The organism is Paractinoplanes globisporus DSM 43857, from assembly GCF_000379645.1.
In the GTDB taxonomy this organism is placed as follows: domain Bacteria; phylum Actinomycetota; class Actinomycetes; order Mycobacteriales; family Micromonosporaceae; genus Actinoplanes; species Actinoplanes globisporus.
In genome coordinates this window covers 176,469-198,935 of sequence record NZ_KB903299.1, presented here as the reverse complement: position 1 = coordinate 198,935, position 22,467 = coordinate 176,469, and the positions used below count along the sequence as shown (strand labels likewise).

The 22,467-nt window shown below is 73.2% G+C and carries 24 protein-coding genes; 10 read left to right on the top strand and 14 right to left on the bottom strand.

Translation table 11 applies throughout. The features are described 5' to 3' along the window. Positions 1-33: 33 nt before the first annotated feature. The 4 genes from A3CQ_RS60740 to A3CQ_RS0114080 are packed head-to-tail and all read left to right on the top strand — an operon-like array spanning position 34 to position 3,549. A complete protein-coding gene (locus tag A3CQ_RS60740) occupies positions 34-603 on the top strand; it encodes a hypothetical protein (RefSeq protein WP_157295831.1) in 570 nt (189 codons plus the stop codon). After that, a complete protein-coding gene (locus tag A3CQ_RS52765; RefSeq protein WP_157295829.1) occupies positions 600-1,694 on the top strand; it encodes a biotin/lipoyl attachment domain-containing protein in 1,095 nt (364 codons plus the stop codon). Before A3CQ_RS60740 ends, A3CQ_RS52765 begins: the two co-directional genes overlap by 4 nt. Continuing rightward, positions 1,691-2,368, top strand: coding sequence for an ABC transporter ATP-binding protein (locus tag A3CQ_RS0114085; RefSeq protein ID WP_020511581.1), 678 nt, complete (start codon positions 1,691-1,693; stop codon positions 2,366-2,368). The genes A3CQ_RS52765 and A3CQ_RS0114085 overlap by 4 nt, the downstream gene beginning before the upstream one ends. After that, positions 2,365-3,549, top strand: a complete 1,185-nt coding sequence (locus A3CQ_RS0114080; RefSeq protein WP_020511580.1) for an ABC transporter permease — start codon at positions 2,365-2,367, stop codon at positions 3,547-3,549. The genes A3CQ_RS0114085 and A3CQ_RS0114080 overlap by 4 nt, the downstream gene beginning before the upstream one ends. Here the strand turns inward: A3CQ_RS0114080 and A3CQ_RS52760 are convergent. The 9 genes from A3CQ_RS52760 to A3CQ_RS0114035 are packed head-to-tail and all read right to left on the bottom strand — an operon-like array spanning position 3,535 to position 10,412. After that, positions 3,535-4,728 carry an RNA polymerase sigma factor gene (locus A3CQ_RS52760; protein ID WP_211216586.1) on the bottom strand — a complete coding sequence of 398 codons (1,194 nt, stop codon included), beginning with the start codon at positions 4,726-4,728 and terminating at the stop codon, positions 3,535-3,537. The genes A3CQ_RS0114080 and A3CQ_RS52760 overlap by 15 nt on opposite strands. Before the next feature lie 47 nt (positions 4,729-4,775). Beyond that, positions 4,776-5,126 (bottom strand): YciI family protein, encoded by a 351-nt coding sequence (locus A3CQ_RS0114070; RefSeq protein WP_020511578.1) that lies wholly within the window; start codon positions 5,124-5,126, stop codon positions 4,776-4,778. A gap of 19 nt (positions 5,127-5,145) precedes the next feature. Continuing rightward, positions 5,146-5,772 (bottom strand): hypothetical protein, encoded by a 627-nt coding sequence (locus A3CQ_RS52755; RefSeq protein WP_020511577.1) that lies wholly within the window; start codon positions 5,770-5,772, stop codon positions 5,146-5,148. Continuing rightward, on the bottom strand, positions 5,769-7,091 hold the full coding sequence (locus A3CQ_RS0114060) for an ABC transporter permease (RefSeq protein ID WP_026205685.1): 1,323 nt from the start codon (positions 7,089-7,091) through the stop codon (positions 5,769-5,771). The genes A3CQ_RS52755 and A3CQ_RS0114060 overlap by 4 nt, the downstream gene beginning before the upstream one ends. Positions 7,092-7,128: 37 nt before the next feature. Further along, positions 7,129-7,926 carry an ATP-binding cassette domain-containing protein gene (locus tag A3CQ_RS0114055; RefSeq protein WP_020511575.1) on the bottom strand — a complete coding sequence of 266 codons (798 nt, stop codon included), beginning with the start codon at positions 7,924-7,926 and terminating at the stop codon, positions 7,129-7,131. Between the two features lie 12 nt (positions 7,927-7,938). Next, positions 7,939-8,733, bottom strand: coding sequence for a cupin domain-containing protein (locus A3CQ_RS0114050; RefSeq protein WP_020511574.1), 795 nt, complete (start codon positions 8,731-8,733; stop codon positions 7,939-7,941). Beyond that, a complete protein-coding gene (locus A3CQ_RS0114045) occupies positions 8,730-9,269 on the bottom strand; it encodes an RNA polymerase sigma factor (RefSeq protein ID WP_040432398.1) in 540 nt (179 codons plus the stop codon). Before A3CQ_RS0114045 ends, A3CQ_RS0114050 begins: the two co-directional genes overlap by 4 nt. 55 nt (positions 9,270-9,324) lie before the next feature. Continuing rightward, the gene (locus A3CQ_RS0114040) at positions 9,325-9,531 is read right to left on the bottom strand and encodes a type II toxin-antitoxin system antitoxin (RefSeq protein ID WP_020511572.1); all 207 of its coding nucleotides are present in this window, start codon (positions 9,529-9,531) and stop codon (positions 9,325-9,327) included. An 11-nt stretch (positions 9,532-9,542) separates the two neighbouring features. Next, entirely contained in the window at positions 9,543-10,412 is an 870-nt protein-coding gene (locus A3CQ_RS0114035; protein WP_020511571.1) for an SPFH domain-containing protein, read from the bottom strand. 63 nt (positions 10,413-10,475) lie between these two features. Between A3CQ_RS0114035 and A3CQ_RS0114030 the strand changes: the two genes are divergently transcribed. The 3 genes from A3CQ_RS0114030 to A3CQ_RS0114020 are packed head-to-tail and all read left to right on the top strand — an operon-like array spanning position 10,476 to position 13,440. Continuing rightward, positions 10,476-11,393, top strand: a complete 918-nt coding sequence (locus tag A3CQ_RS0114030) for an ABC transporter ATP-binding protein (RefSeq protein WP_169516274.1) — start codon at positions 10,476-10,478, stop codon at positions 11,391-11,393. Continuing rightward, entirely contained in the window at positions 11,390-12,559 is a 1,170-nt protein-coding gene (locus A3CQ_RS0114025) for an ABC transporter permease (protein WP_020511569.1), read from the top strand. The genes A3CQ_RS0114030 and A3CQ_RS0114025 overlap by 4 nt, the downstream gene beginning before the upstream one ends. 20 nt (positions 12,560-12,579) lie before the next feature. Then, positions 12,580-13,440: an SMP-30/gluconolactonase/LRE family protein gene (locus tag A3CQ_RS0114020; protein ID WP_040432397.1), complete on the top strand. Its 861-nt coding sequence runs from the start codon at positions 12,580-12,582 to the stop codon at positions 13,438-13,440. A 9-nt stretch (positions 13,441-13,449) separates the two neighbouring features. Here A3CQ_RS0114020 and A3CQ_RS0114015 read toward each other — a convergent pair whose 3' ends face one another. Beyond that, positions 13,450-14,418: an acetylxylan esterase gene (locus A3CQ_RS0114015; protein WP_020511567.1), complete on the bottom strand. Its 969-nt coding sequence runs from the start codon at positions 14,416-14,418 to the stop codon at positions 13,450-13,452. Then, positions 14,415-15,563 carry a winged helix-turn-helix domain-containing protein gene (locus tag A3CQ_RS0114010; protein WP_020511566.1) on the bottom strand — a complete coding sequence of 383 codons (1,149 nt, stop codon included), beginning with the start codon at positions 15,561-15,563 and terminating at the stop codon, positions 14,415-14,417. Before A3CQ_RS0114010 ends, A3CQ_RS0114015 begins: the two co-directional genes overlap by 4 nt. A gap of 368 nt (positions 15,564-15,931) precedes the next feature. Between A3CQ_RS0114010 and A3CQ_RS0114005 the strand changes: the two genes are divergently transcribed. Continuing rightward, a complete protein-coding gene (locus A3CQ_RS0114005; protein WP_026205682.1) occupies positions 15,932-16,753 on the top strand; it encodes a hypothetical protein in 822 nt (273 codons plus the stop codon). Between the two features lie 8 nt (positions 16,754-16,761). Here the strand turns inward: A3CQ_RS0114005 and A3CQ_RS0114000 are convergent, their stop codons facing one another. After that, entirely contained in the window at positions 16,762-17,349 is a 588-nt protein-coding gene (locus A3CQ_RS0114000) for a hypothetical protein (RefSeq protein WP_020511565.1), read from the bottom strand. Between the two features lie 277 nt (positions 17,350-17,626). On the opposite strand from A3CQ_RS0114000, the gene A3CQ_RS0113995 reads away from it, so the two are divergent. Both A3CQ_RS0113995 and A3CQ_RS0113990 read left to right on the top strand, forming a co-directional pair. After that, positions 17,627-18,562, top strand: a complete 936-nt coding sequence (locus A3CQ_RS0113995; RefSeq protein WP_026205681.1) for a hypothetical protein — start codon at positions 17,627-17,629, stop codon at positions 18,560-18,562. Positions 18,563-18,759: 197 nt separating this feature from the next. After that, a complete protein-coding gene (locus tag A3CQ_RS0113990; protein ID WP_063713562.1) occupies positions 18,760-19,965 on the top strand; it encodes an amidohydrolase family protein in 1,206 nt (401 codons plus the stop codon). Here A3CQ_RS0113990 and A3CQ_RS0113985 read toward each other — a convergent pair. Next, positions 19,952-21,331: a hypothetical protein gene (locus tag A3CQ_RS0113985; protein WP_020511563.1), complete on the bottom strand. Its 1,380-nt coding sequence runs from the start codon at positions 21,329-21,331 to the stop codon at positions 19,952-19,954. The genes A3CQ_RS0113990 and A3CQ_RS0113985 overlap by 14 nt on opposite strands. After that, on the bottom strand, positions 21,328-22,377 hold the full coding sequence (locus tag A3CQ_RS0113980) for an NAD-dependent epimerase/dehydratase family protein (protein WP_040432368.1): 1,050 nt from the start codon (positions 22,375-22,377) through the stop codon (positions 21,328-21,330). The genes A3CQ_RS0113985 and A3CQ_RS0113980 overlap by 4 nt, the downstream gene beginning before the upstream one ends. Between the last annotated feature and the right edge of the window lie 90 nt (positions 22,378-22,467).

The following is a 22,467-nucleotide window of genomic DNA, read 5'->3' as shown; positions in this document are numbered from 1 at the left end:
GAGTTCGGCCGCCGCGACCGCGACGGTCAGTGCATGAAAAAGATTGCGTCCACAGTGCTTCTCACCGCACTCGTCGTCGCCGGGTGCAGCGGTGGCGGCGGTGCCGGCTCGCCCAACCCGTCGGCCTCCGCCGCCGCCGGCCGCCAGCAGCTGCTCGCCCTCGGCCAGGAGTGGGTCCAGTGCCTGCGTACCCACGGTCTGACCCGGATGCCCGACGCCCAGCTCACCCAGGACGGCTACCTCCAGTTCCCGCCCGCGGGCAACTACAACTGGAAGTCCGATCTCAGTACCCACAAGTCGATCATCGAAGCGTGCCAGCCGATCGAGGACCGGTACCCGCCGAACGCGTTCCGCCCCAAGCAGCAGCTCACGGCCGACGACCTGCGCAAGCTCGCCGAGTACGCGAAATGCGTCCGGGCGCACGGTGTCCCCGACTTCCCCGACCCCAACCAGGCCGGCGAGTTCGACGTGGCCGGCACCTCGGTCGAGCGCGGCATGTCCAAGCAGATGAACGACCAGATCGACCAGGCGTGCCGGAGCGTCTGGAGCGGGGACGTCAAGATCACCGGCGGCAGCAACGAGAAGAGCGGGGGCAAGAAGTGAGTCGGCGGCGCGGTGCGGTGACCGTGCTCGCGATCGCGGTGACCGCGCCGCTGGTCGCCGGGGTCGCCTATGCCGCCCGCGACAAGCCGCGAGCCTCCGATCCGCCGTCGGCCGAGGTCGCCACCGGAACCGCCACCGTGTCCCGCGGCACGCTCACCCAGAGCGCGCAGCTCAGCGGCACCCTCCAGTACACCGGCTCGTACGCGGTCGACCACCTGGGCGAGCCCGGCGTGCTCACCGCGGCCCCGGCCGCCGGCACGGTGATCGGCCGCGGCGGCGTCCTCTACCGCGTCTCCGACATCCCCGTCCGTCTTCTGCTGGGTGCCGTCCCGGTCTATCGAGATTTCGGGTACGGGATGACCGACGGCCCCGACGTGCGCCAGCTCGAGACCAACCTGGTCGCCCTAGGTCTCGACCCGCACCACCGGATCACCGTGGACCGGCACTTCAGCGCCGCCACCGCCGCGGCGATCCGGCGCTGGGAGGCCTCCTGGGGGCGTCCGTCGTACCAGCGGACCGGCCGGCTCACCCAGGGCCAGGTCGTGTTCCTGCCCTCGCCGCTGCGGGTCACCGCGGCACAGACCCGCATCGGCGGAGCGGTCGCGCCCGGAGCGACCGTGCTCACCGGGACGTCGCCGAACCGGGCAGTCGTGGCCCAGGTCGACACCTCCCAGGCCGGCAGCCTGCATGCCGGCGACCGGGTCGAGGTCGCGCTGCCCGATTCCGACCCGGTCCCGGGGCGGGTCGCCACGATCGGCCAGGTGGCGACCGCGCCCGCCGCCGACTCGCCCGACCAGCAGTCGGGCCCGGACGCGGCGACCATCCCGGTCACCATCACGCTCAGCCTGCCCCACGGTTTCACCCTGGACCAGGCCCCGGTGACGGTCGACGTCACCACCGGCACCCATGCCAACGTGCTGCTCGCCCCGATCGCCGCCCTCCTCGCCCGCCCGGGCGGCGGTTACCAGGTGCGGCTGGCCGGCGGCGGCCTGGTCCCGGTCCAGCCGGGCAAGTTCGACCAGAACACCGGCCAGGTGGAGATCGTCAGCGGCCTCACCGAGGGCCAGTCCGTGGAGGTGCCGGCCGCATGAGTGCCGTCCTGGAACTCGTCGACGTGCGCAAGGTCTATCCCGGCACCCCGCCGGTGGAGTCCCTGCGCGGCATCAACCTGGCGGTCGAGGAGGGCGAGCTGGTCGCCGTCGTCGGGCCGTCCGGCTCCGGCAAGACCACGCTGCTCAATCTCGCCGCCGGCCTGGACCGCCCGTCCGCGGGCTCGGTGCGCATCACCGGCCACGCCGTCGAAAAGCTGCGGGACCGGCAGCTGTCCGGCGTCCGCGCGCACCGGCTCGGCGTGGTCTTCCAGCAGTTCATGCTGCTGGACCGGCTCAGCGCGACGGAGAACGTGGCGACCGGCCTGCTCTACCGGGGCGTGCCGGGCGCCGAGCGCCGGCGGGCCGCGGGGGAGGCGCTGGAGCGGGTCGGCCTTGCCCATCGCGCCGGCTTCCTCGCCGCGCACCTGTCCGGCGGCGAGCGGCAGCGGGTCGCGATCGCCCGCGCCCTGGTCGGCCGGCCCGCCGTGGTGCTGGCCGACGAGCCGACCGGCAACCTGGACTCGGTCTCTGGGCAGGGCGTGGTCGCGCTCCTGCACGAGCTCAACGCGGACGGGGTCACCATCGTCGTGATCACGCACGACGAGCGGGTGGCCGGGGCCATGCGCCGCCGCGTCGAGCTCCGTGACGGCCTGGTCGTCGGGGAGGCGGCATGAGGTCCCGCCTGCGCCTGGCCGACCTGCTGCCGGTCAGCACCGTGGGCCTGCGGTCCCGGCCCGGCCGCGCCGCGCTCTCCGTGCTCGGCGTCGCCATCGGGATCGCGGCCATGGTCGCGGTGCTCGGCGTGACCCGGTCCAGCCAGGCCGACGTGCTCGCCCAGATCGACCGGGTCGGCACCAACCTCCTGACCGTGGCCAACGGCAAGACTCTGCGCGGCACGGAGGCCGAGTTGCCGCAGACGGCGGGGCCGGCGGTGGCGCGTACACAAGGAGTGGTTTCCGCCGCGGCGACCGCGACCCTGCCGGTCCAGGTCTATCGAAGCGACCGGATTCCGAGCGGGCGCACCGGGGGCCTGTCCGTGCGCGTCACCGACCCGGCGCTGCTGGCGACGCTCGACGGCACGCTGGCGCACGGCCGGTTCCTGGACGCGGCGCTGATCCGCTATCCGGCCGTCGTCCTCGGCCACTACGCCGCCACGATCCTGGGCATCGGCGACGTCGGCGACCGTCCGCGCGTCTATGTCGGCGATCGCTGGTACACCGTGGTCGGCGTGCTGGCGCCGGTGGATCTGGCGCCCGAGCTGGACACAGCCGCCCTCATCGGCGCGCCGATGGCCACCCAGGATTTCGGCTATCAAGGCAACCCCACCCGCATTTTCGTACGCGCCCAGACCGAGCGCACCGCGGAGGTGGCGAGCATGCTGGCCCGCGCGGCCGACCCGGAACACCCGGAGGAGGTCGCGGTGAGCCGCCCGTCCGAGGCCTTGACCGCGAGGCTGGCCGTGACCGGTGGCACCACGGTGCTGCTGCTGGGCCTGGGCGGCGTGGCCCTGCTCGTCGGCGGCATCGGCATCGCGAACGTACTGGTCATCTCGGTCCTGGAGAGGCGCGGCGAAATCGGGCTGCGGCGGGCCCTGGGCGCCACCCGCGGGCACGTCGGCGCCCAGTTCCTGGTCGAGTCCCTCCTGCTGGGCGCGGCCGGCGGCGTGACCGGGGTCGTCCTGGGCACGGCGGTCACCTACGCGATGGCGGCCGCGCGTGGGTGGCAGACACTGGTCCCGGCGTACGCGCTGGGAGCCGGACTGGCCGCGGCGGCGCTGATCGGGGGAGTCGCGGGGCTGTATCCCGCGCTGCGCGCCGCCCGCCTCTCACCGACGGAGGCCCTACGCACGCTGTGACGGGCCCTCGACCGGGGTGAGGTCGGCCAGCTGGCCGGCGAGGAAGGCGCGCTCGGCCTCGTTCGAGGCCAGCGTGAAGGCCTGCCGATAGGCGGCGGCCGCCTCGCCGGCCCGGCCGAGCCGGCTCAGCAGGTCGGCCTTGATCGCCGGCAGGTACTGGTAGCCGGCCAGGCGGTCGTCCCGCTCCAGCTCCTCGACCTCGGCCAGCGCCGCCGCCGGGCCGGCCACCATCGCCAGCGGCACGGTCCGGTTCAGCCGGACGACCGGGGAGGGCCACACCGGCAGCAGCCGGTCGTAGAGCGTCAGGATCTGCGGCCAGTCCGTCTCCTCGTACGACGGCGCCTCCGCGTACAGGGACGCGATCGCCGCCTGCAGGAGAAGCCGCCCCGGCGGTCCGGCCGGCAGCGCGGCGACGATGATGTCGTGGGCCTCGGCCAGCGCCGCACGGTCCCACCGCGACCGGTCCTGGTCCTTCAGCCGCAGGAGCCGGCCGTCCTCGTCGACCCGGGTCTCCTGCCGCGCCGTGCTCACCAGCAGCAGCGCGTGCAACCCGCCGATCTCGGTCTCGCCGGGCATGAGCTCACGCAGCATCCGGGCCAGCTGCATCGCCCGGTCGACCAGGTCGGCGCGCACCAGCGAACCGCCCGAGGGAGCGGTGTGCCCGGTGGTGAACAGCAGATAGATCACGGCCAGCACGCCCGGCAGCCGCTCGGGCAGCTCGGCCGGGCCGGGCATCCGGTACGGGATCCGCGCGGTGGCGATCTTCTTCTTCGCCCGGGTGATCCGCGCGGCCATGGTCGGCTCCGACACCAGGAACGCCCGCGCGATGTCCGCGACCGGGACCCCGCACACGAGCCGGAGCGTGAGCGCCACCTGCGCCGCCCGGCCCAGCGCCGGATGGCAGCACATGAAGATCAGGTCGAGCCGGCCGTCGGGCCGGGAGTCCTCGTCCGACGGCTCCTCCGGGGAGATCACCAGGAGCGGCAGCCGCGAGCGCAGCGCCCGGTCCCGCCGGATCGCGTCGATCGCGCGCCGCCGGGCGGCGGTGGAGAGCCAGGCGGCCGGGTTGCCGGGGATGCCGTCGCGGGCCCAGATCTCCAGCGCCGCGGCGTACGCCTCCTGCACGCACTCCTCGGCGAGATCCAGGTCCCGGGTGACACGCACCGTCGCGGCGAGCACGCGGGCCCACTCGCGACGGTGCGTGGCGACGATCGCCGCCTCGACGGTCACCGGCGCTCGACGGGTCCGCCGCTGTGCACCGGCCGGACCTCGACCCCGCCGCCCTGGTGCACGACGGGGTTGGTCCGCGCGATCGCCAGGGCCGCGTCGAGGTCGGGCGCCTCGATCACGTAGAAGCCGGCCACGACCTCCTTGGAATCCAGGAACGGGCCGTCGGTGATCGTGTCGCCGCGCACCGACGTGGCCATGTCCCGCGGGGTCAGCGCGTACGCCGCCACCATCGAGCCGCGTTCGGCCAGGTCGTCCGCGTGATCGGTGTGCGTTTCGAGTTCCTCGGCCGACGCGTCGGGCGCGTGGGCGGAGTCACCGGCATAGATCAGTACCGCGTATTGGGCCATGAAGACCTCACCTCCGCCTTTACGTCGAACGGATCCCGCGGATTCGACAAACCCCCGCCAGAAAACTATCCGATCGATCGGGCCCGGCCAGCGCGTACGCGACGAGCCCGGTCAGCGCCAGCACGCCGGCCGTCACCGCCGCGGCGGCACCGAGTGGCTGCGCCTGCCAGGTCAGGATCCGCGCGACGACCGGTTCCGGCCGGGGAAACAGGGTCGCCGCCAGCGTCCAGCCCAGCGGCAGGAACCACGCGCGCGCGACCCCGATCGTCGCCGCGCCGAGAGCGGTCACGCCCAGCAGCCCGGCCGCGTCGCGCGCCACCAGCAGGACCGGGCCGAAGCGCGCCCCCGTCGGCCGCGTGGCCAGGATCAGAATCAGGACAACCACAAAAGCTCCCAGCAGGTGTACGGCCCGCCGCCGCGCCCACGGGATCGCGGCAGTGCGCTCGAGCGAGTCGTCGGGGCCCCCGAGGGTGGCGGTCAGCGCGGCGACCAGCAGCAGAACCGTCAGGACGACCATCTGCGGAGCCACGTCCGGACTATCGGAGAACACCGACCACAGCGACCACATCAGCGCGGCGCCGGCACCGCTCGCGGCCAGCGCCATCGGGACCCGCCGGGAGCGCAGGTACAGCGCGAGCCACCTCATCGCGTACCCGTGGACATGATGCCGTCCTCGACCGTGCAGGCCAGCGCGGCCCGGCGCAGGGCCACCAGCCGGGCGGTCACCTCGCTCTCCGGCAGCTGTCGCAGGGCACGCCAGAGCTCCACGGCCTCGGCGATGATCGCCGGGTCGTATGGTCCGGCCGCCACCGGCTCCCGCCCGATCAGCAGGTAGGCGGCCGCGAGTCGCTCCGCAGGCCCGGCGAAGTGGTCGCAGTCGGGCGGGCTCGCGAACGCCCCGGCAACCACCTGTGCCAGCACGGCGTCCCGGTCGCCGAGGTGGGCGTCCGAGCCGGCCTCGACGGTGAGCAGCACGACGTCCTCCTGCCAGGGCGGGTAGACGGTGGGCAGGTACGTCGTGGTGTCCTCGTGCACCCGGGTCGGGCCCTGCGGCAGCTTCGCCAGCACGGCCAGCCCCTCCCGGGCCGGCGGGGTCACCTCGGAGAGCAGCCCCGAATGGACCCGGCTGACGCACACCCGCGGCTCGTCCCGGGCGCACACCAGCTCCCTCGCCACCGGGTCGACCGCGTCGATGACGAGCCGGTTCTGGCGGGGCATGGCCGTGATCGCCAGCGAGGCCCCGAGCACCACCGGCAGAATTGCCGCCACCCGCGGGCGCCAGCCGCCGGACGCGAACAGCAGCACCGCGGCGACGGCGAGAGCGGCCAGCCACACGGCCTGGGCGGCGCTGGCCCGGCCGGGCACGGTCGCGTAGGCGCCGGGCAGGTTCATCTCGTAGATCGGCGAGAAGACCAGGGCCAGCCAGCCGCGCGGACGGGTCGCACCGGGAATGATCAGCAACAGCCCGAGGCCGGCGATGCCGAGCGCCGGCGCGGTCACCGGCGACGGCAGCAGGCGGCCGAGGGCCAGCCCGAGCCAGACCGCCGCCACCAGCGCCAGGCAGCCGACGGCCGCGACGACGAACACGGCGGCCGGGAGGTAGCGCGCCGTACCGGCGATCCACGCGCCGCCGACCAGGGCCATCGCCAGGTATCCGGCGACCACCGCGACGGCCATCGCGCCGAGCGTGGGCACCGTCCGGTGGGCCCGCGGGCGTGGGGTGCTCGCGAACAGCTCGGCCACGTTCGACCGGTGCTCGCGGCGGGCCTGCCAGGCGCCGGCGGCCAGCGCCAGCGGCCACAGCACGGCCAGGTAGAGCCGCTGGGTCATGGCCAGCTGCATCCAGCCGGTGGTGAACGCGGACTGGTTGGCGAAGAACAGCACCGCCACGCCGGTCACCAGCAGGATCAGCGCCGACCCGATCGCGGCCGAGCGGCGCAGCTCGATGCCGAGCACGCGGTTCACCGGCCGGCCTCCGCCCGGCGGCGGGGTCGCGGCGCCCTCATCGGCCGGCCTCCGCCCGGTGCCGGCGCAGCAGCGCGGAATAGCCCCGCTCGGCCGGGCTGTCGCCGGCGTCGCCCGGCTCGCCCTGCGCGGCCAGACCGTCCGGGGTGCCCTGGTACACGAGCCGGCCCTCGTTGATCAGGACCACGTCGGTGCACGCGGCCACCACGTCCTCGACCAGGTGGGTGGAGACCAGGACGCAGCTGTCGACGCCGAGGTCGCGCAGCAGCTCGCGGAAGTCGAGGCGCTGCTCCGGGTCGAGACCGACGGTCGGCTCGTCGAGCAGCAGCACCGGCGGGTCGTTCACGATCGCCTGGGCGATGCCGGCCCGGCGCAGCATGCCGCCGGACAGCGTCCGCATGCGCGCGCCGGCCTTGGCGGTGAGGCCGACCCGGTCGATCGCGCGCTGCGTCGCCTCCGCCACCTCGGCCTTCGGCATCTCCTTCAGCCAGGCCATGTACTCGACGAACTCGCGCACCGTAAACCGCGGATAGAACCCGAACTGCTGCGGGAGATAGCCGATCCCGCGGCGCACCCGCCGCAGGTCGCCCCCGCCGGCCCGCTCACCGAGCAGGGTCAGCCGGCCGCCGGCCGGTTTCACCACCGTCGCCAGCGCGCGCATCAGCGTGGTCTTGCCGGCGCCGTTCGGCCCGAGAAGGCCGTGCACGCCGGTGCCGAGGGTGAGGTCGAGCCCGTCGACGGCCAGGTGCCGGCCGGCGCGTACCCGCAGCTGTTCGGCGTGGACCGCCCACGGATGGGTGGTGGGTGCGGTCTCGGCCGCGCTGACCGTACGCATGACAGATCCTCCTCAGTTATGGCTGGACAGCCGGCGGAAGTTGCCGGCCCGCGTCGCAGCGAGGCCGGCCAGCGCCAGCGTGAGCAGCGCCCACCCGCCGGAGCTGCCCGGTTGAAGCACCGCCGGCGGGTGGGTGGTGACGACGGCCGGCAGCACCACCGCCAGCGCCCACGCGGTGCCGAGCACGGTGGCGGCGAGCCGCACGCCGACGAAGGCGCCCAGCGCGATGGTCGCGGCCGTGAAAGCCAGACAGGGCAGCAGCGTCAGGGCCAGGGAGACCCCGGTGCGGGACCCGGCCAGCGCGAGCGCCGGCACGACCACGACCAGCACCCCGGCCGTGCGCCGCAACAGCATCGCCAGCCCGGCCGCCGGTGTGCCGGCGATCAGCTCCCAGGCCGGATCGTGCCGCCGGCTCCACGCGATCGCCACCCCGGGCAGCGGCGCCACCGGGGCCAGCAGGGACACCAGCGGCACGCGTGGCTCCAGCCCCTGCAGCAGCACCGCGCACCCGAGAACCGTCACCGTCATCGTCAGCCACGGCACGAGATGCCAGACCAGCCGGCGGTTGCGCGTCACCGGCCGGCGCCGGCGGGCCGGAGCCGGTCCGGCCGCGATCCCGCGGTCGACGCCGGCCGCGATCCGGGCGAGCAGGTCCCGGCTGTCGCCGGGCGCACCGCCGGCCACCCGGGCCCGGCAGTCCGCGCAGTCCTCGAGATGCGTCTCGACCGACCACATCGTGACCTCGTCGAGGTCCGCCGCCGGGTCGGCGTACCGGGCGATCACCGCGGGGCTCGGATGGGTGGTCATGACAGCGCCTCCCGCAATGCGATCCGGGCCCGCCGGGCCCGCGACTTCACGGTGCTTTCCGGCACGCCGAGCAGCAGCGAGGTCTCCCGCACCGACAATCCGTCGAGAACCATCGCCCGCAGCACCTGCCGTGCCTCCGGCGGGAGCACGAGCAGGGCCTGCTCGAGTTCCTGGCCCACCCGGCCGGACATGACCTCGTCCTCGGCGGCGGGGGCGACCGACTCGGTCAGCGGCACGGCCGGCACGTCGTTCTGCCGGGCCCGCCGGCGGAAGGCGTCGACGAGGCGGTGGGCGGCGATGGTCCACAGCCAGCCGACCGCGCCGCCCGACGTGCTCGACGCGAAGCTGCCTGCGGCGCGCCAGACGGCCAGGTAGGTCTCCTGCATCACGTCGGCCACCACGTCGTCGTCGGCGCAGCGGCGGCGCAGGCGGGCGAGCAGCCACGGCGACGTACGCCGGTACAGCTCGTCGAACGCGCGCCGGTCGCCGGCCGCCGTGCGGCGCACGAGCTCGCCCTCGTCCAGACCTGACTCCACACCCAGCAAGACGACGGCGGGACCGGCCGAGATGCTCAATCTCGTGTGACCCGGGTCACTCCGGGGTCTCGTCCTGGCGGGGGCGTCCGGGCCGGCGCATCCCCTTGGCGTCGCCGGGAAGGCGGCCCTCCTCCTTCAGCGCCTGCCGGAGGAGGTACTCGATCTGCGCGTTGGTGCTGCGCAGCTCGGCGGCGGCCCACCGGGCCAGCGCATCGTGAACGGCCGGGTCCAGCCGCAGCAGGATGCTCTTGCGCTCTGCCATAGCCGGCCGGATCAGTGGTACAGCGTGCCGGTGTTGACGACGGGCTGAGTGTCGCGATCGGCGCACAGCACGACGAGCAGGTTGGAGACCATGGCCGCCTTCCGCTCCTCGTCGAGCTCGACGATCGCCTGCTCGGAGATTTTGGTGAGGGCCATGTCGACCATGCCGACGGCGCCCTCGACGATCCGCTGGCGGGCCGCGACCACGGCGTTGGCCTGCTGGCGGCGCAGCATGGCCTGGGCGATCTCCGGCGCGTACGCCAGATGGGAAAGCCTGGCCTCGACGATGGTCACACCGGCCGGCGAAACCCGGGCGCCGATCTCCTCGGCAAGTTTCTGGGTGATCTCGTCGGCACTGTCGCGCAGCGACGTCTGGCCGGCCTCGTGGGCGTCGTACGGGTAGGAGTTGGCGATGTGCCGCACCGCCGTCTCGGCCTGGATGGCGACGAACTGCTCGAACTGGTCGACCTCGAAGACCGCCTTCGCCGTGTCGCTGACCTGCCAGACGACCACGGCGGCGATCTCGATGGGGTTGCCGTCGGCGTCGTTGACCTTGGTGACCTCGGTCTGGTGGTTGCGGATCCGGGTGGAGACGCGGCGCCGGGTCGTGAACGGGTTGACCCAGCGCAGGCCGGCCGTGCGGACGCTGCCGGTGTACCGCCCGAGCAGCTGGACGACCCGGGCCTGGCCGGGCGCGACCGGGGTCAGCCCGACGAGCACGATGGCGGTGACGACGAGGAGCAGGATGCCGATCAGGACGGAGGTGTCGGTGCCCCGGCTCAGCAGCACGCCGCTCAGGACGATCGCCACGATTCCGCCGAGCAGGATCGGTATGCCCGGAGCCCCGTCGGCGCGGCGCTCCTGCGTGGTTTCGGTGACCATCGTCGTCCCCTCTCGTCCGGCACGGGGTTGCCCGGCTCCTATCAAAGTGATATCACATTTTCTGTGACACGCCAGTTGGAGATAGACGGAGTCAGCAAGCGCTACGGGGAGATCGTCGCCCTGGAGGGCATCACCTTCGAGGTGCGCGCCGGCGAGATCTTCGGCCTCGTCGGCAGCAACGGAGCCGGCAAGACCACCGCGATGCGCATCGTCCTCGGCGTGCTCGCGGCCGACGCCGGCGCCGTCCGGTGGGACGGGCGCGCGCTCGGCCCCGACACCCGGCGGAAGATCGGCTACATGCCCGAGGAGCGCGGGCTCTACCCCCGGATGAAGGTCGCCGAGCAGCTGGTCTACCTGTCCCGCCTGCACGGCATGTCGGCGGCGGCCGCGCGCGCCTCGGTCGACGTCTGGCTGGAGCGGCTGGCCGTCGCAGGCCGCCGCGACGACGACGTGATCAAGCTTTCGCTCGGCAACCAGCAGCGCGTCCAGCTCGCCGCCGCCCTCGTCCACGACCCCGAGATCCTGGTCCTCGACGAGCCGTTCTCCGGCCTCGACCCGGTGGCCGTCGACGTGATGAGCGGCGTGCTGCGCAACAAGGCCGGTTCCGGCGTGCCGGTGATGTTCTCCAGCCACCAGCTCGACCTGGTCGAGCGCCTCTGCGACCGGGTCGGCATCGTCCGGCAGGGCCGCATGGTCGCCGCCGGGACCGTCGACGAGCTGCGCGCCGGCGGACCGGAGGAGCTGATCGTCACCGCGCCCGACGCCCCGCCGGGCTGGGCGGCCGGCCTGCCCGGCGTCACCGTGGTCGGCCAGTCGAACGGGAGCACCCGCCTCTCCCTGGTCGACGGCGCCGACGACCAGGCGGTCCTGCGGGCCGCCCTCGCCACCGGGCCGGTGCACGAGTTCGCCCGCAGCCGCCCCTCCCTGACCGACCTGTTCCGGCACATCGTCAGCGCCCCCGCCGAAGGAGAACCAGCATGATCTGGCTGATCGCCGGCCGTGAGATCGGCACCCGCCTGCGCTCCAAGGCCTTCCGGGTCGCGACCGTGGTCAGCGTCCTCATCCTCGTCGGCCTCGCGCTGATCGCGAAGCTCGTCGGCAGCGGCCCGTCCTACCAGGAGGTCGGCATCACCCCGGCCGCGGCGGCGCTGACCGGCTCGGTCACGTCGACGGCCACGGCGATCAAAGTCGACCTCCACACCCACGCCGTCGACGAGGCCACCGGGCGCGCGCAGGTGGAGGACGGCAAGCTCGACGCCCTGCTGGTCACGGGCACCTCGCCGATCCAGGTCGTCGTCAAGACCGACCTCGACGACGGCCTCCAGTCGGTGCTGCAGCTCGTGGCCCAGCGCACCGTGCTCGACCAGCAGGTCACCGAGCTCGGTGGCGACCCGGCCAAGGTCGCCGCCTCGATCGCCACCGCCGCGGTGACCGTCACCCCGCTGACGCCGCCGAAGAACAGCAACAGCCAGCAGCTGATCCTCGGCATCCTCACCAGCGTCCTGATCTACATGTCCCTGCTGCTCAACGGGCAGGCCGTCGCCCAGGGCGTGGTGGAGGAGAAGACCAGCCGGGTCGTCGAGATCATCCTGGCCACCGTGCGCCCGTGGCAGCTGATGGTCGGCAAGGTCCTCGGCCTCGGCGCGGTCGGCCTGATACAGGTGGCGGTGATCGCGCTGTCCGGGGTCGCCGCCGGCGTCGCCACCGACGCGATCGACCTGCACATCACCGCCGCGTTCAGCACCATCGCATGGCTGATCGTCTGGTTCCTGCTGGGGTACGCCGCGTACTCGCTCGCCTTCGCCGGGGTCGCCTCGCTGGTCTCCCGGCAGGAGGAGGTCGCCGCGGTCGTCACGCCGGTGATGATGCTGCTGATCGTGGGCTACGTCATCGGCATCTCGATCCTGCCGTCCAACCCCGACTCCGGGTTCGTCGCCCTGCTCTCCCTGATACCGGTCTTCGCACCGACCCTGATGCCCGTCCGGCTGGCGCTCGGCGTCGTCCCGGCCTGGCAGGCCGCCGTCTCGCTGGCCGGCATGATCGTGGTCATCCCGCTGCTGCTCTGGTTCGCGTCGCGCATCTACAGCAACGCGGTCCTGCGCAGCGGCGCCCGCGTACGCCTGCGCGACGCGTGGCGGGCCGCTTGAGCTTCGAGGGAGGCAACAACATGGAGATCGCTGACTTGGTGAGCCCCGGCGCGACGGTGGAACGGCTGGGCGGGGGTGCGACCTGGAGCGAGGGCCCGCTCTGGCTGCCCGGGGAGGACGCCGTGATCTGGTCGGACATCCCCGGGAACCGGATCCTGCGGTGGAGCGCGGCCACCGGCGGGGTGACCGTCGACCGCACCGGCGTGGAGTTCACCAACGGGCGCACGTTCGACCGGGAGGGCCGCATCGTGACCTGCTCACACGGCCGCCGGGCCATCGAGCGCGACGGCCGGGTGCTGGTCGATCACTACGGCCCGTCGCTCCTCAATTCGCCCAACGACGTGGTGGTCGCCTCGGACGGCGCGATCTGGTTCACCGACCCGCCGTACGGGATCGTGCAGCCGGCCGAAGGCTATCCCGGCGAGCTCGAGTACGGCGCCTGCTACGTCTTCCGCTTCGATCCCGCGACCGGCGACCTCACCCCCGTCGTGCTCGACATGGAGGAGCCGAACGGGCTGGCCTTCTCCCCGGACGAGTCGCTGCTGTACGTCGCGGACACCTCGGCCGCCCTCCACGAGGACGGCAAGCACTGGATCCGGGTCTACGACGTCGTCGACGGCCGCGGATGCGCCAACGGCCGGCTGTTCGCCGAGGTCAGCCCGGGCGTGCCGGACGGCTTCCGGGTCGACGAGCACGGCAACGTCTGGACCTCGAGCGCCGACTCCGTCCAGGTGTACGCCCCCGACGGCCGCCACCTCGGCAAGATCCCGGTCCCCGAGGTGGTCGCCAACGTCTGCTTCGGCGGCCCGGACGGCGACACCCTGTTCATCGCCGCCACCACCAGCCTGTACCGCCTGCAGACCAGCACCCGGTCCGCATGAGGTGTGGCGTCACGCGACGCCGAGCCGCCCGCGCAGAAAGCCGAGCGCCCGTTCCTCGTCCTGGACCCCGCCGCCCTCGTGGCCGTTGAACTCCCAGACCTCGATCTCCTTCGGTCCCCCGTACGCGTGGAAGGCCCCGAAGACGGTCGAGGGCGGGCAGACGAGGTCGCGCAGCGCGGCCGAGAAGAGCGCGGGCGCCGTCGCGCGGGCCGCGAAGTTGACGCCGTCGAAGTACGCCAGCGTCTGCCGCACCCGATCGGCCGAGGAGCGGTGCACGGCCAGGTAGTCGACGATCTCGCGGTACGGGAACGACTCGGTGACCCGCAGGGCGCGCGGGAAGTCGCACAGGAACGGCACGAACGCGACCGCCGCCGCCAGGTCGGAGCGCAGGCCGGCGACCGCGAGCGCGGTGCCACCGCCCTGACTGCCGCCGAGCACCGCGACCCGGCCCGGGTCGACCACGTCGAGGGCGCGGGCGGCGTCGACGGCCCGGACCGCGTCGGTGAACAGCCGCCGGTAGTAGTAGCCGGCCGGGTCGAGGATGCCCCGCGTCATGACGCCCGGCACCTGCGGGGAGGCCACCGCGTCGTCCGGGGTGTCGCCGAGACTCCAGCCGGAGCCTTGTCCGCGCGTGTCCATCTGAAAGTGGGCGAAGCCGGCCGAGGCCCAGAGCAGGTTCTCCAGGGCATGTCCGCGGCCGCCGCCGTACCCGACGTACTGCACGACGGCGGGCAGCGGCCCGGCCGCGCCGACCGGCAACCGCAGCCATCCCCGTACGTCCTGGCCGGCGAAGCCCCGGAAGGTGACGTCGTAGGTCGTGATCGTGGCCAGACCGGTTTTCACCTCGTTCAGGCGCACATCGAGGTCGTGCGAGGCCGCCTCGCCGAGGGTCCCGGCCCAGAACTCGTCGAAGTCGGCGGGTGCGGTCTGCGTGCTGCGGTACTCGGCCAGCTCATCGAGTGCGAGGTCGACGATCATCTATGGAACGCTCCGTTCAGCTGGAACTGCTCGAACCGGGTGAGGGCGTCCTCGATCCGGTGCCGGTGGGTGCGGTCGTTGCCGGTGCCGACCCAGGTCCATTGCCGGATCAGCAGGGTGCCGGCGGCGCGGTCGGCCTTCAGGTCGACGACCGCGACGATCTCGTCGTCCACGAGCACCGGCAGGGCGAAGTAGCCGAAGACGCGCTTTTCCTTCGGTACGTACGCCTCGAAGACGTGGGCGTAGCCGAAGAAGAACTCGAGTCGCTTGCGCAGGATGACCAGCGGGTCGAACGGGGACAGCAGGTGCACGATGCCGCCGACCGGCTCCGGAATCGTCTCGAGCGTCTCCGGGGTGGCCCAGTGCTCGGCCCGGGTGGCGTCGCCGATGGTCACCGGCACGAGCTCGCCGCGGCGTACCCGCTCCTCGATGAGCTCGCGGACGGCGGGCTTCGCCCTCGGCTCGTTGTGGCAGGCCGAGGCGAGGCTGACCAGGCCCTGCGAGCGCAGGGCGCGATCGAGACGGTACGCGGTGACCTGCTTCTCGGTGGCCGCCCGCGGCGGTTTGCCCCACCCGAAATGGCGCTCGGTCAGCTCGTACGTCTTGATGATGCCGGTGCGCTCGCTGACCGTGACCAGGCCCCAGGTGCAGGCGATGTCCAGGGCGCGTTTCGAGGGCTTACGGCTCGCCCAGGCCCAGTCCTTCGCCACGAGCACGTCGTCCTTGATCTCGCTGATCTTCAGCGGGCCGTGGTCGCGGATGCGCTTGACCGCGGCGCGCACGTCCTCGGCCGTGATGCCCTTGTTCCACGACAGCCAGGGCCCGGTGCGCCGGTCGCGCATCGCGGGGGTGAAGTACTTGTAGTCGCCGGTCGGCACGTAGGAAAGCGCATGCGTCCAGGTCTCGAAGACGGCCTTGTCGACGGTCTGCGCCCGGTGCAGATCCGATCGCCGGTACGCCGGGATCCGCGTCCACAGGATGTGATGGTGCGCCCGCTCGATCACGTTTATCGAGTCGATCTGCACGTAGCCGAGGTGCTCGATCGCGACGAGGGCCGCGCCCGGGCCGCCGCCGAACGGCTCGGCGACGTCAAGCCGCTGCGCGTGCAGCCAGATGCGGCGGGCCGCCGCGACCGGCACGACCACGTCACGAGTTGCGGGCTTAGCCACCATCCGAGTCCGATCCGACCGTGCCATTACTGATCTTCGACGGTATCAGTGGCACTCGGGCCTGAAGCAATTCAATCGATCAAGAACAGCCGGAATCGGTTGTCCATTTGAACGGTGGCCGGGCTCTGCCGCCGATGTCAGGCTGACGCCAGGGAAAGGGGGTGTGAGGTGATTTTGGATGGTATCGACTACGGCGTCCCGCAGGAGTCGCCGGACCGATGAACGGCTGGATGTGCGCCCCTTGCGGCACGATGAACGAGCCTTCGGAGCAGGTCTGCGTGGCCTGCAAGAGGAGGCGCGATCCGTCGCCACCTGAGGCCGCTCCGCTCGATGAGCCTCGGTGGATGTCGACTCGTCCCGCGACGTCGGGCGGCGCGGGCCCGGCCTTTGCGCCGCCGCCGCTCACCGTTCCGCCGCCGATGGCCCCACCGGCCGCGGCCTCGGTCCCGACCGCCCTGCCGTCCGCCCTGCCGTCCGCCCTGCCGTCCGCCCTGCCGTCCGCCGTGCCGTCCGCCGTGCGCCGTCTGCTTGTCCCCGGCGTCGTGGCTCTGGTGCTGGCCGGCGGCGGCGTCGCGGCCTACGCGTTCCGGTCCGGCGGAGACGGGAACCAGGGCCGGGCCACCGGGCCGCTGACCGCCGCGACCACGGCCGCGGCCGTCCCCACGGCGACCGACCCCGTGACGACCGACCCTGCGGCGACCGACCCTGTGACGACCGACCCTGCGGCGACCGACCCCGCGACGACCGACCCCACGACGGCGGCCCTCACCGGACTGGTCACGATCTCGGAGCCCGGCCCGGTCGCCGACGAGGCCGCCACCATGTTCGAGACGTACTTCTCCGGCATCAACGACGGGCGCGCGGAGGACGCATTGTCCGTCTTCGACCCCGCCGGCCAGCTGAATCCCGCCGATCCCGCCCAGGCCGCCCAGTTCAGCCACGACATCGCCACGACCCGCGACGACGACATCGTCCTGGGAACGGTCTCCGATCGGGGCGACAGCGTCGCCGCCAGGGTGAGTTTCCGCAGCCACCAGCAGCGTGGCTACGGCCCCAAGAGCAACCCGAACCAGACCTGCACCCGCTGGACCATCGACTACACCCTTTCCCGTACGGCCGACGGACTGCGCATCCTCCGCGGCCGAGGCAAGCCGGCGGCCTGCTGAGGCCGCCGTCAGCGGGGAACGCAGAAGTCGCGCAGGGCGGCCGAGTCGACCGGGTCGAGCCACTCGTAGGTGCCGCGCAGCTGGTCGGCGATCTGCTCGACGGTGGTGACGGCCGCGGTCATGTCGCCCCAGGGCATGCCGACGTGCAGCAGGGTGCGCACGATGCCGGCGGGCAGGTGCGGGCCGTTGTCGGCGGTGGCGCGCAGCAGCAGGCCCCCGGTGGAGACGTCCTCGACATGCCCGGTCACCCGCACGAGGCGGCGGCCCGGCTCCGAGTCGACCTGGGCGGTGCCGGTCGCCGCGTACGTGCCGGGCCTGCGCGCGGCACCGCGGCGCTGCACCACGTCGGTGGTCAGGTCGCCGGCGACGGTGAGGCGGCCGCCGCGCAGCTCGGCCTCGATCCACGTCACGCCGGCGCTGGTGACCAGCTCGAGGATGCCGGTGCGCCGGGTGCCCGGTTCGTCCAGGCCGAGCACCGGGATCGGCGGAAGCTCGGCCACGAAATCGGCCCGTACCTCGGCCAGCGCGATCAGGGCCAGGTCTGGTTCGCCCGGGCAGCGCAACGTGAGAGTGCTGCCGGCCGGTACCGCGATCATCGAATCCTCCCGGGCTCTCCCGGGCTCTCCCGGCGAAAGACGGCTGTCGTCCGACGTTCTCACGACCGCCCGCCGGGCGCGGCCGTTTCGGCTGATCAGCGGCGGTGGCGCGTACCCAGGAAGGATCTTGATAAAGAAGACAATGGTCGAAACTAAATGCTCATCGGTGGTACGACCATTTAGGTATTTGTCAATTCAAAGGGAAATTGAACTGAGGTGCGAACTCGGCCCGTAATTCGGGGCGCAAAGGATTTCCCCGAGGGAGGGGTTCGAGGCCATGAGAAGGAAGTACCGCCGTCCCGGCGCAACGGGCACGGGCCGGCGACTGCCCGGCAAGGCCGTGCTGGTGTCGGTGACCGTCGGCGTGCTCGCGGCCGGCACCGGCATCAGCCTGGCCGCCACGCAGGGCGGCGGCAGCTCGTCGGTGACCTGCATCGTGGTCGCGGACGCCGCCGCGGCGGCCGACGCGAACTCGGCGCTGTCCGATGTCTTCGCCGTCGGCACCCCGCTGCACCTGACCAGCGCCGGCCGCGCGGTCGACGTGACCGTGAGCGGCCCGATCACCGCAGCGGCGGCGACCACCCCGCCGGCAACCACCGATCCGGCGGCCAGCGCACCCGCGCCCGGTGATCCGGCGGCCAGCGCACCCGCGCCCGGTGATCCGGCGACCAGCGCGCCCGCGGCCGGCGATCCGGCCACCAGCGCTCCGGCGTCCGGGGCGGCGACGGCTTCCGCTTCCGCCTCGACCGGCGGGCGCGGCGGCAAACATCGCACCCACACGCGCAAGCCCAGCGCGGGCCAGAGCAAGGCCAAGCCCAGCGCCACCGTGTCCACCGACCCCGCCGCCTCCGTGCCCCGGGTAGCCGTCAAGGCCGCGGCCAACAACGGCGTCGACGCGAACTCGGTCTGCGTGAAGCTCTCCAAGAACGCCTTCAACACGCTCGGCAACGTCGTCGACGGCAACAACGTCGGCGCCTTCATCGCCACGATGACCCCGACGGCCGCGGGCAACGCCACCACCGCCCCGGCCGCGTCGGACAACCCGGCGGCGTCGGGCAGTCCCGCCGCGTCGGGCAGCCCCGCCGCGTCGGGCAGTCCCGCCGCGTCGGGCAGTCCCGCCGCGTCGGGCAGTCCCGCCGCGTCCGGCAGCCCCGCCGCGACCGGCAGCAAGGCCGCCGGCGGCGGTCGCAAGCACCACAACCGGCGCCGCTGAGCCGTCGCCGTGCCAGCCGTTGGCCGGGCAGGGCGCGAGCAAGCCGGCAAGCGCGGGCCGGCCGGTGTCCGCGGGATGCCGGCCGGCAAGCGCGCGGCGCCCAGACAACTTCGCGCCCGGACACCCGCCCGTTGAGGGCGCGGATTTCACCCGTGTGGTCGTCGGGAACGGCGGCCACACGGGCATAAGGTCCATGCATGGATGGCGCGCGAGTGACCGAGCGCCCGCACCTCGTGGCGATCCGGGCCGGTGCGCTGTTCGACGGCGTGTCCGCGACGCTGATGCCCGACCCCGTACTGGTGATAGATGGTCAAACCATTGTCGCCGCCGGGTCCGGGATCACTCCGCCCGCCGGGGCCGAGGTCGTCGACCTCGACGGAGCCACCCTCCTGCCCGGCCTCATCGACACCCACGTCCACCTTGTCTTCGACGGCAGCACCGACCCGGTCGGCCGGCTCGCCGCCCGCGACGACACCGCGGCCCTCGCGGCCATGGCGGCGGCCGGCCAAGCCGCCCTCCGGGGCGGCATCACGACCGTGCGTGACCTCGGCGACCGTGACTATCTGTCGCTGAGCCTGCGAGGCAGCGACGACCTGCCCACGATCGTCGCCGCCGGGCCGCCGATCACCACGCCGGCGGGGCACTGCCACTTCCTCGGTGGCAGCGCCGAGCCGGCCGACGACGCGCTGCGGGCGGCCGTGCGCGAGCGGGCCGACCGCGGCGTCGACGTCGTCAAGGTGATGGCCAGCGGCGGCACGATGACCCCCGGCACCCGTCAGGAGGAGGCCCAGTTCACGCCCGCTCAGCTGCGGGTCGTAGTCGAGGAGGCGCATCGGCTCGGCCTGCCGGTCACCGCGCACGCCCACGGCACCGGCGCGATCCGCGACGCGCTGGACGCCAGGGTCGACGGCATGGAGCATGTCTCGTTCTGGAGCGCCGACGGCGTCGACGAGCCCGGCGAGCTGGCCAGGCGAATCGTGGACAGCCGGGTGGCGGTCGGCGTCACCGCCGGCGTCGTGCCCGTGCCGGGTCTTGCCCCTCCGCCCCCGGTGGCGATGCGCATGCCGCGCATCATCGCCAACCTCCGGAGCCTGTACGAGGCCGGCGCCTACCTGATCCTCGGCACCGACGCGGGCATCGGCCCGCCCAAGCCCCACGACGTCCTGCGCCACGCCCTCGTCCAGACCGCGTCGATCGGCATGGAACCGGCGACCGCGCTGCGCCTGGCCACCTCCACGGCCGCCGAGGCCTGCGGGCTGGCCGCGAGCAAGGGCCGCCTCGCGCCCGGCTTCGACGCCGACATCCTCGCCGTCGACGGCAACCCCCTGGCCGATCTCACCGCCCTGCACAACGTCCGCGCGGTGTTCGCCCGCGGAGTCCAGGTCGTGCCTACCAGACCGTGAGCAGCAGATGGTTGACGGCGAGGGCCACCACCGCCTGAGCGATCAGCCAATGCCGCCGGGCGTGTTCCGGCAGCAGCGCGGCGCCCGCCATGAGCCACACCGTGAACGGCAGCCAGATCCGCTCCACCTCGGCCTTGCTGTAGCCGGAGAGGTCGGCCGCCACCATCGCGCCCACGGCGGCCAGCGGCAGCAGCCAGACACCGCCCCGGGAAATGCCGAGCATCGCCCGCCGCACGACGGCAAGCGCGACCGGTCCCGCCGCCACCACCACAATCGCAAGATCAGACCAAACCCAATATGCGTACGGACGGTGAGCGGCGATTCCCTCGTAGTAGCGCTGTGTGACCAGGTGATAGCCCGTCAACCAGTCGAATCCGGCCCCGCCGAACGCCGCCACCACCGTGACCGCACCCGCGACCGCCCACCAGATCGTCCGGCGCGCAGGTGCGGCCAGCAGAACAGCACCGGCGATCGCACCCATCAAGACAAGACCATAGGAGAGGTACGCGGCGCAGCCGAGCACCACGCCTCCCGCGTAAGCAGCGGGCGCGCGCCGGCGCACCAGGCCGCAGGCGAGAAGCGCCACTCCGGTCGCCGTCACCCCGGCGAACAGGCCGTCCGCCGATACGCCGATCCAGATCGCGCCCGGGAACAGCGCGAGAAACGGCACCGCGGCGCGTGCCGCCGACTCGGATCCGAGCACCCGCACGGTAACCGGCACCGCCACGGCCGTGAGTGACCCGATCGCGACGCACACCAGCCCGGCCCAGGCGCCACCGGACAGCCCGAGCCGATCCAGCCCGACGAAGACCAGCAGCGCACCCGGCGGATGACCCGCGACGTGAGTGGTCCACGAGTCCGGCTGGTGGTCGAGGATCCGCCCGGTGAACCCCCGCAGCATCGCCGGAACGCTGGTTACCCCCGGCACCTCACTGAGGTATTCCGGCGGCGTGGCCAGGCGCCCCGCGACCCCGCGCTGCCACCCGTCCACAAGCGCCAGAGACAGCGTCCACACGAGCGCCGTCCCGTAAGAGGCGGCCAGCAGCGCCCGCCACCGCAGCCGCGCCGCAACGCCAAAACCGTACCGACAAACGAGAACCGCGACCGCCACGGCGACCGGCGTCCCCGGCCCGGCGTGCGGCAGCCAGTGCGCGAACAGCGGCGCCGCCGCGGCGTGAACCGGCCGCCCGGCCAGCTCGAACACCCCCGCACCCACCACGGCCGCAAGGAAAAGGCCCGCTCCCGCCAGCGCGACAACCAAATCGGAGCGAGAGCCGTCCCGCGCGCCGCGGCCGCCGATCCACGCGGCGAGGCGACGGCGGGTGCCCGCGGTCCGCGCGGCCGACTGGGGGCGGGGGATGGTCATCCGCGGAGTGGGGCGGAGGCGAACTCGGTGACCCCCTCGGCAAGGCCGATCGCGGCGCGGAAGCCGAGCTCGGTGGCCGCGCGGTCGGGACGGGCGACGATGTGCCGCACGTCGCCGAGGCGGAACTGGCCGGTGGTCACCGGAGCAGGTCCGCCGGTGGCGCGGGAGAGTTGCGCCGCCAGCTCGCCCACGGTCGCCGGGCGGCCGGAGGCGACGTTGTAGGCACGCCACCCGCCGAGCGTCTCGGTGGCGGCCACCGCGGCGAGGTTGGCGGCGGCCACGTCGCGCACGTGGACGAAGTCTCGGCGCTGGCCACCGTCCTCGAAGACGCGCGGCGGGCGCCCCGCCTCGACGGCCGAGCGGAAGATGGCCGCGACCCCGCTGTACGGCGTTTCGCGGGGCATCCCCGGGCCGTACACGTTGTGGTAGCGCAGCGCCGCGACCGTCCCTCCGGTCTCTCGTGCCCATGCGGCGGTCAGATGTTCCTGGGCGACCTTCGTGGCCGCGTAGACGCTGCGGGGGTCGAGCCGGGCGTCCTCCTCCACCAGCGACGGGACAAGCGGTTCACCGCAGCGCGGACAGGGCGGCTCGAAGCGGCCGGCGGCCAGGTCGGCGACGACCCGCGGGCCCGGCCGGACCGGGCCGTGCTCGGCACAGGCGTAACCACCCTCGCCGTAGACCACCATGGAGCTGGCCAGCACCAGCCGATGCACGCCGGCCCGGGCCATCCGGGCGAGCAGGACGGCCGTACCGAGGTCGTTGCAGCCGACGTAGTCGGGCAGGTCGTCCAGGTCGAGGCCGAGCCCGACCATCGCCGCCTGGTGGACGACGACGTCCACACCGGACAGCGCCCGGTCGACCTCCTGGGGATCGCGCAGATCGGCCCGGCGCACGGGAGCGCCGGCGACGTCGGCCGGCAGCGGCGCGCGGTGGGCCGCGGGATGGCCCGAGTCGAGGACGGTCACCTGGCAGCCGGAGGCGCTCAGCGCGGTGACGACATGGGTTCCGATGAAGCCGGCTCCGCCGGTCACGAGTACGCGGGTCACGGCGCCGACGCTAGGGCGGTTCCGCGCTCGGCGGGACCTCCGCGGGACGTCCGTAAGACGGTGGTAATGGTTCGTCACCGCCGCGTAAGA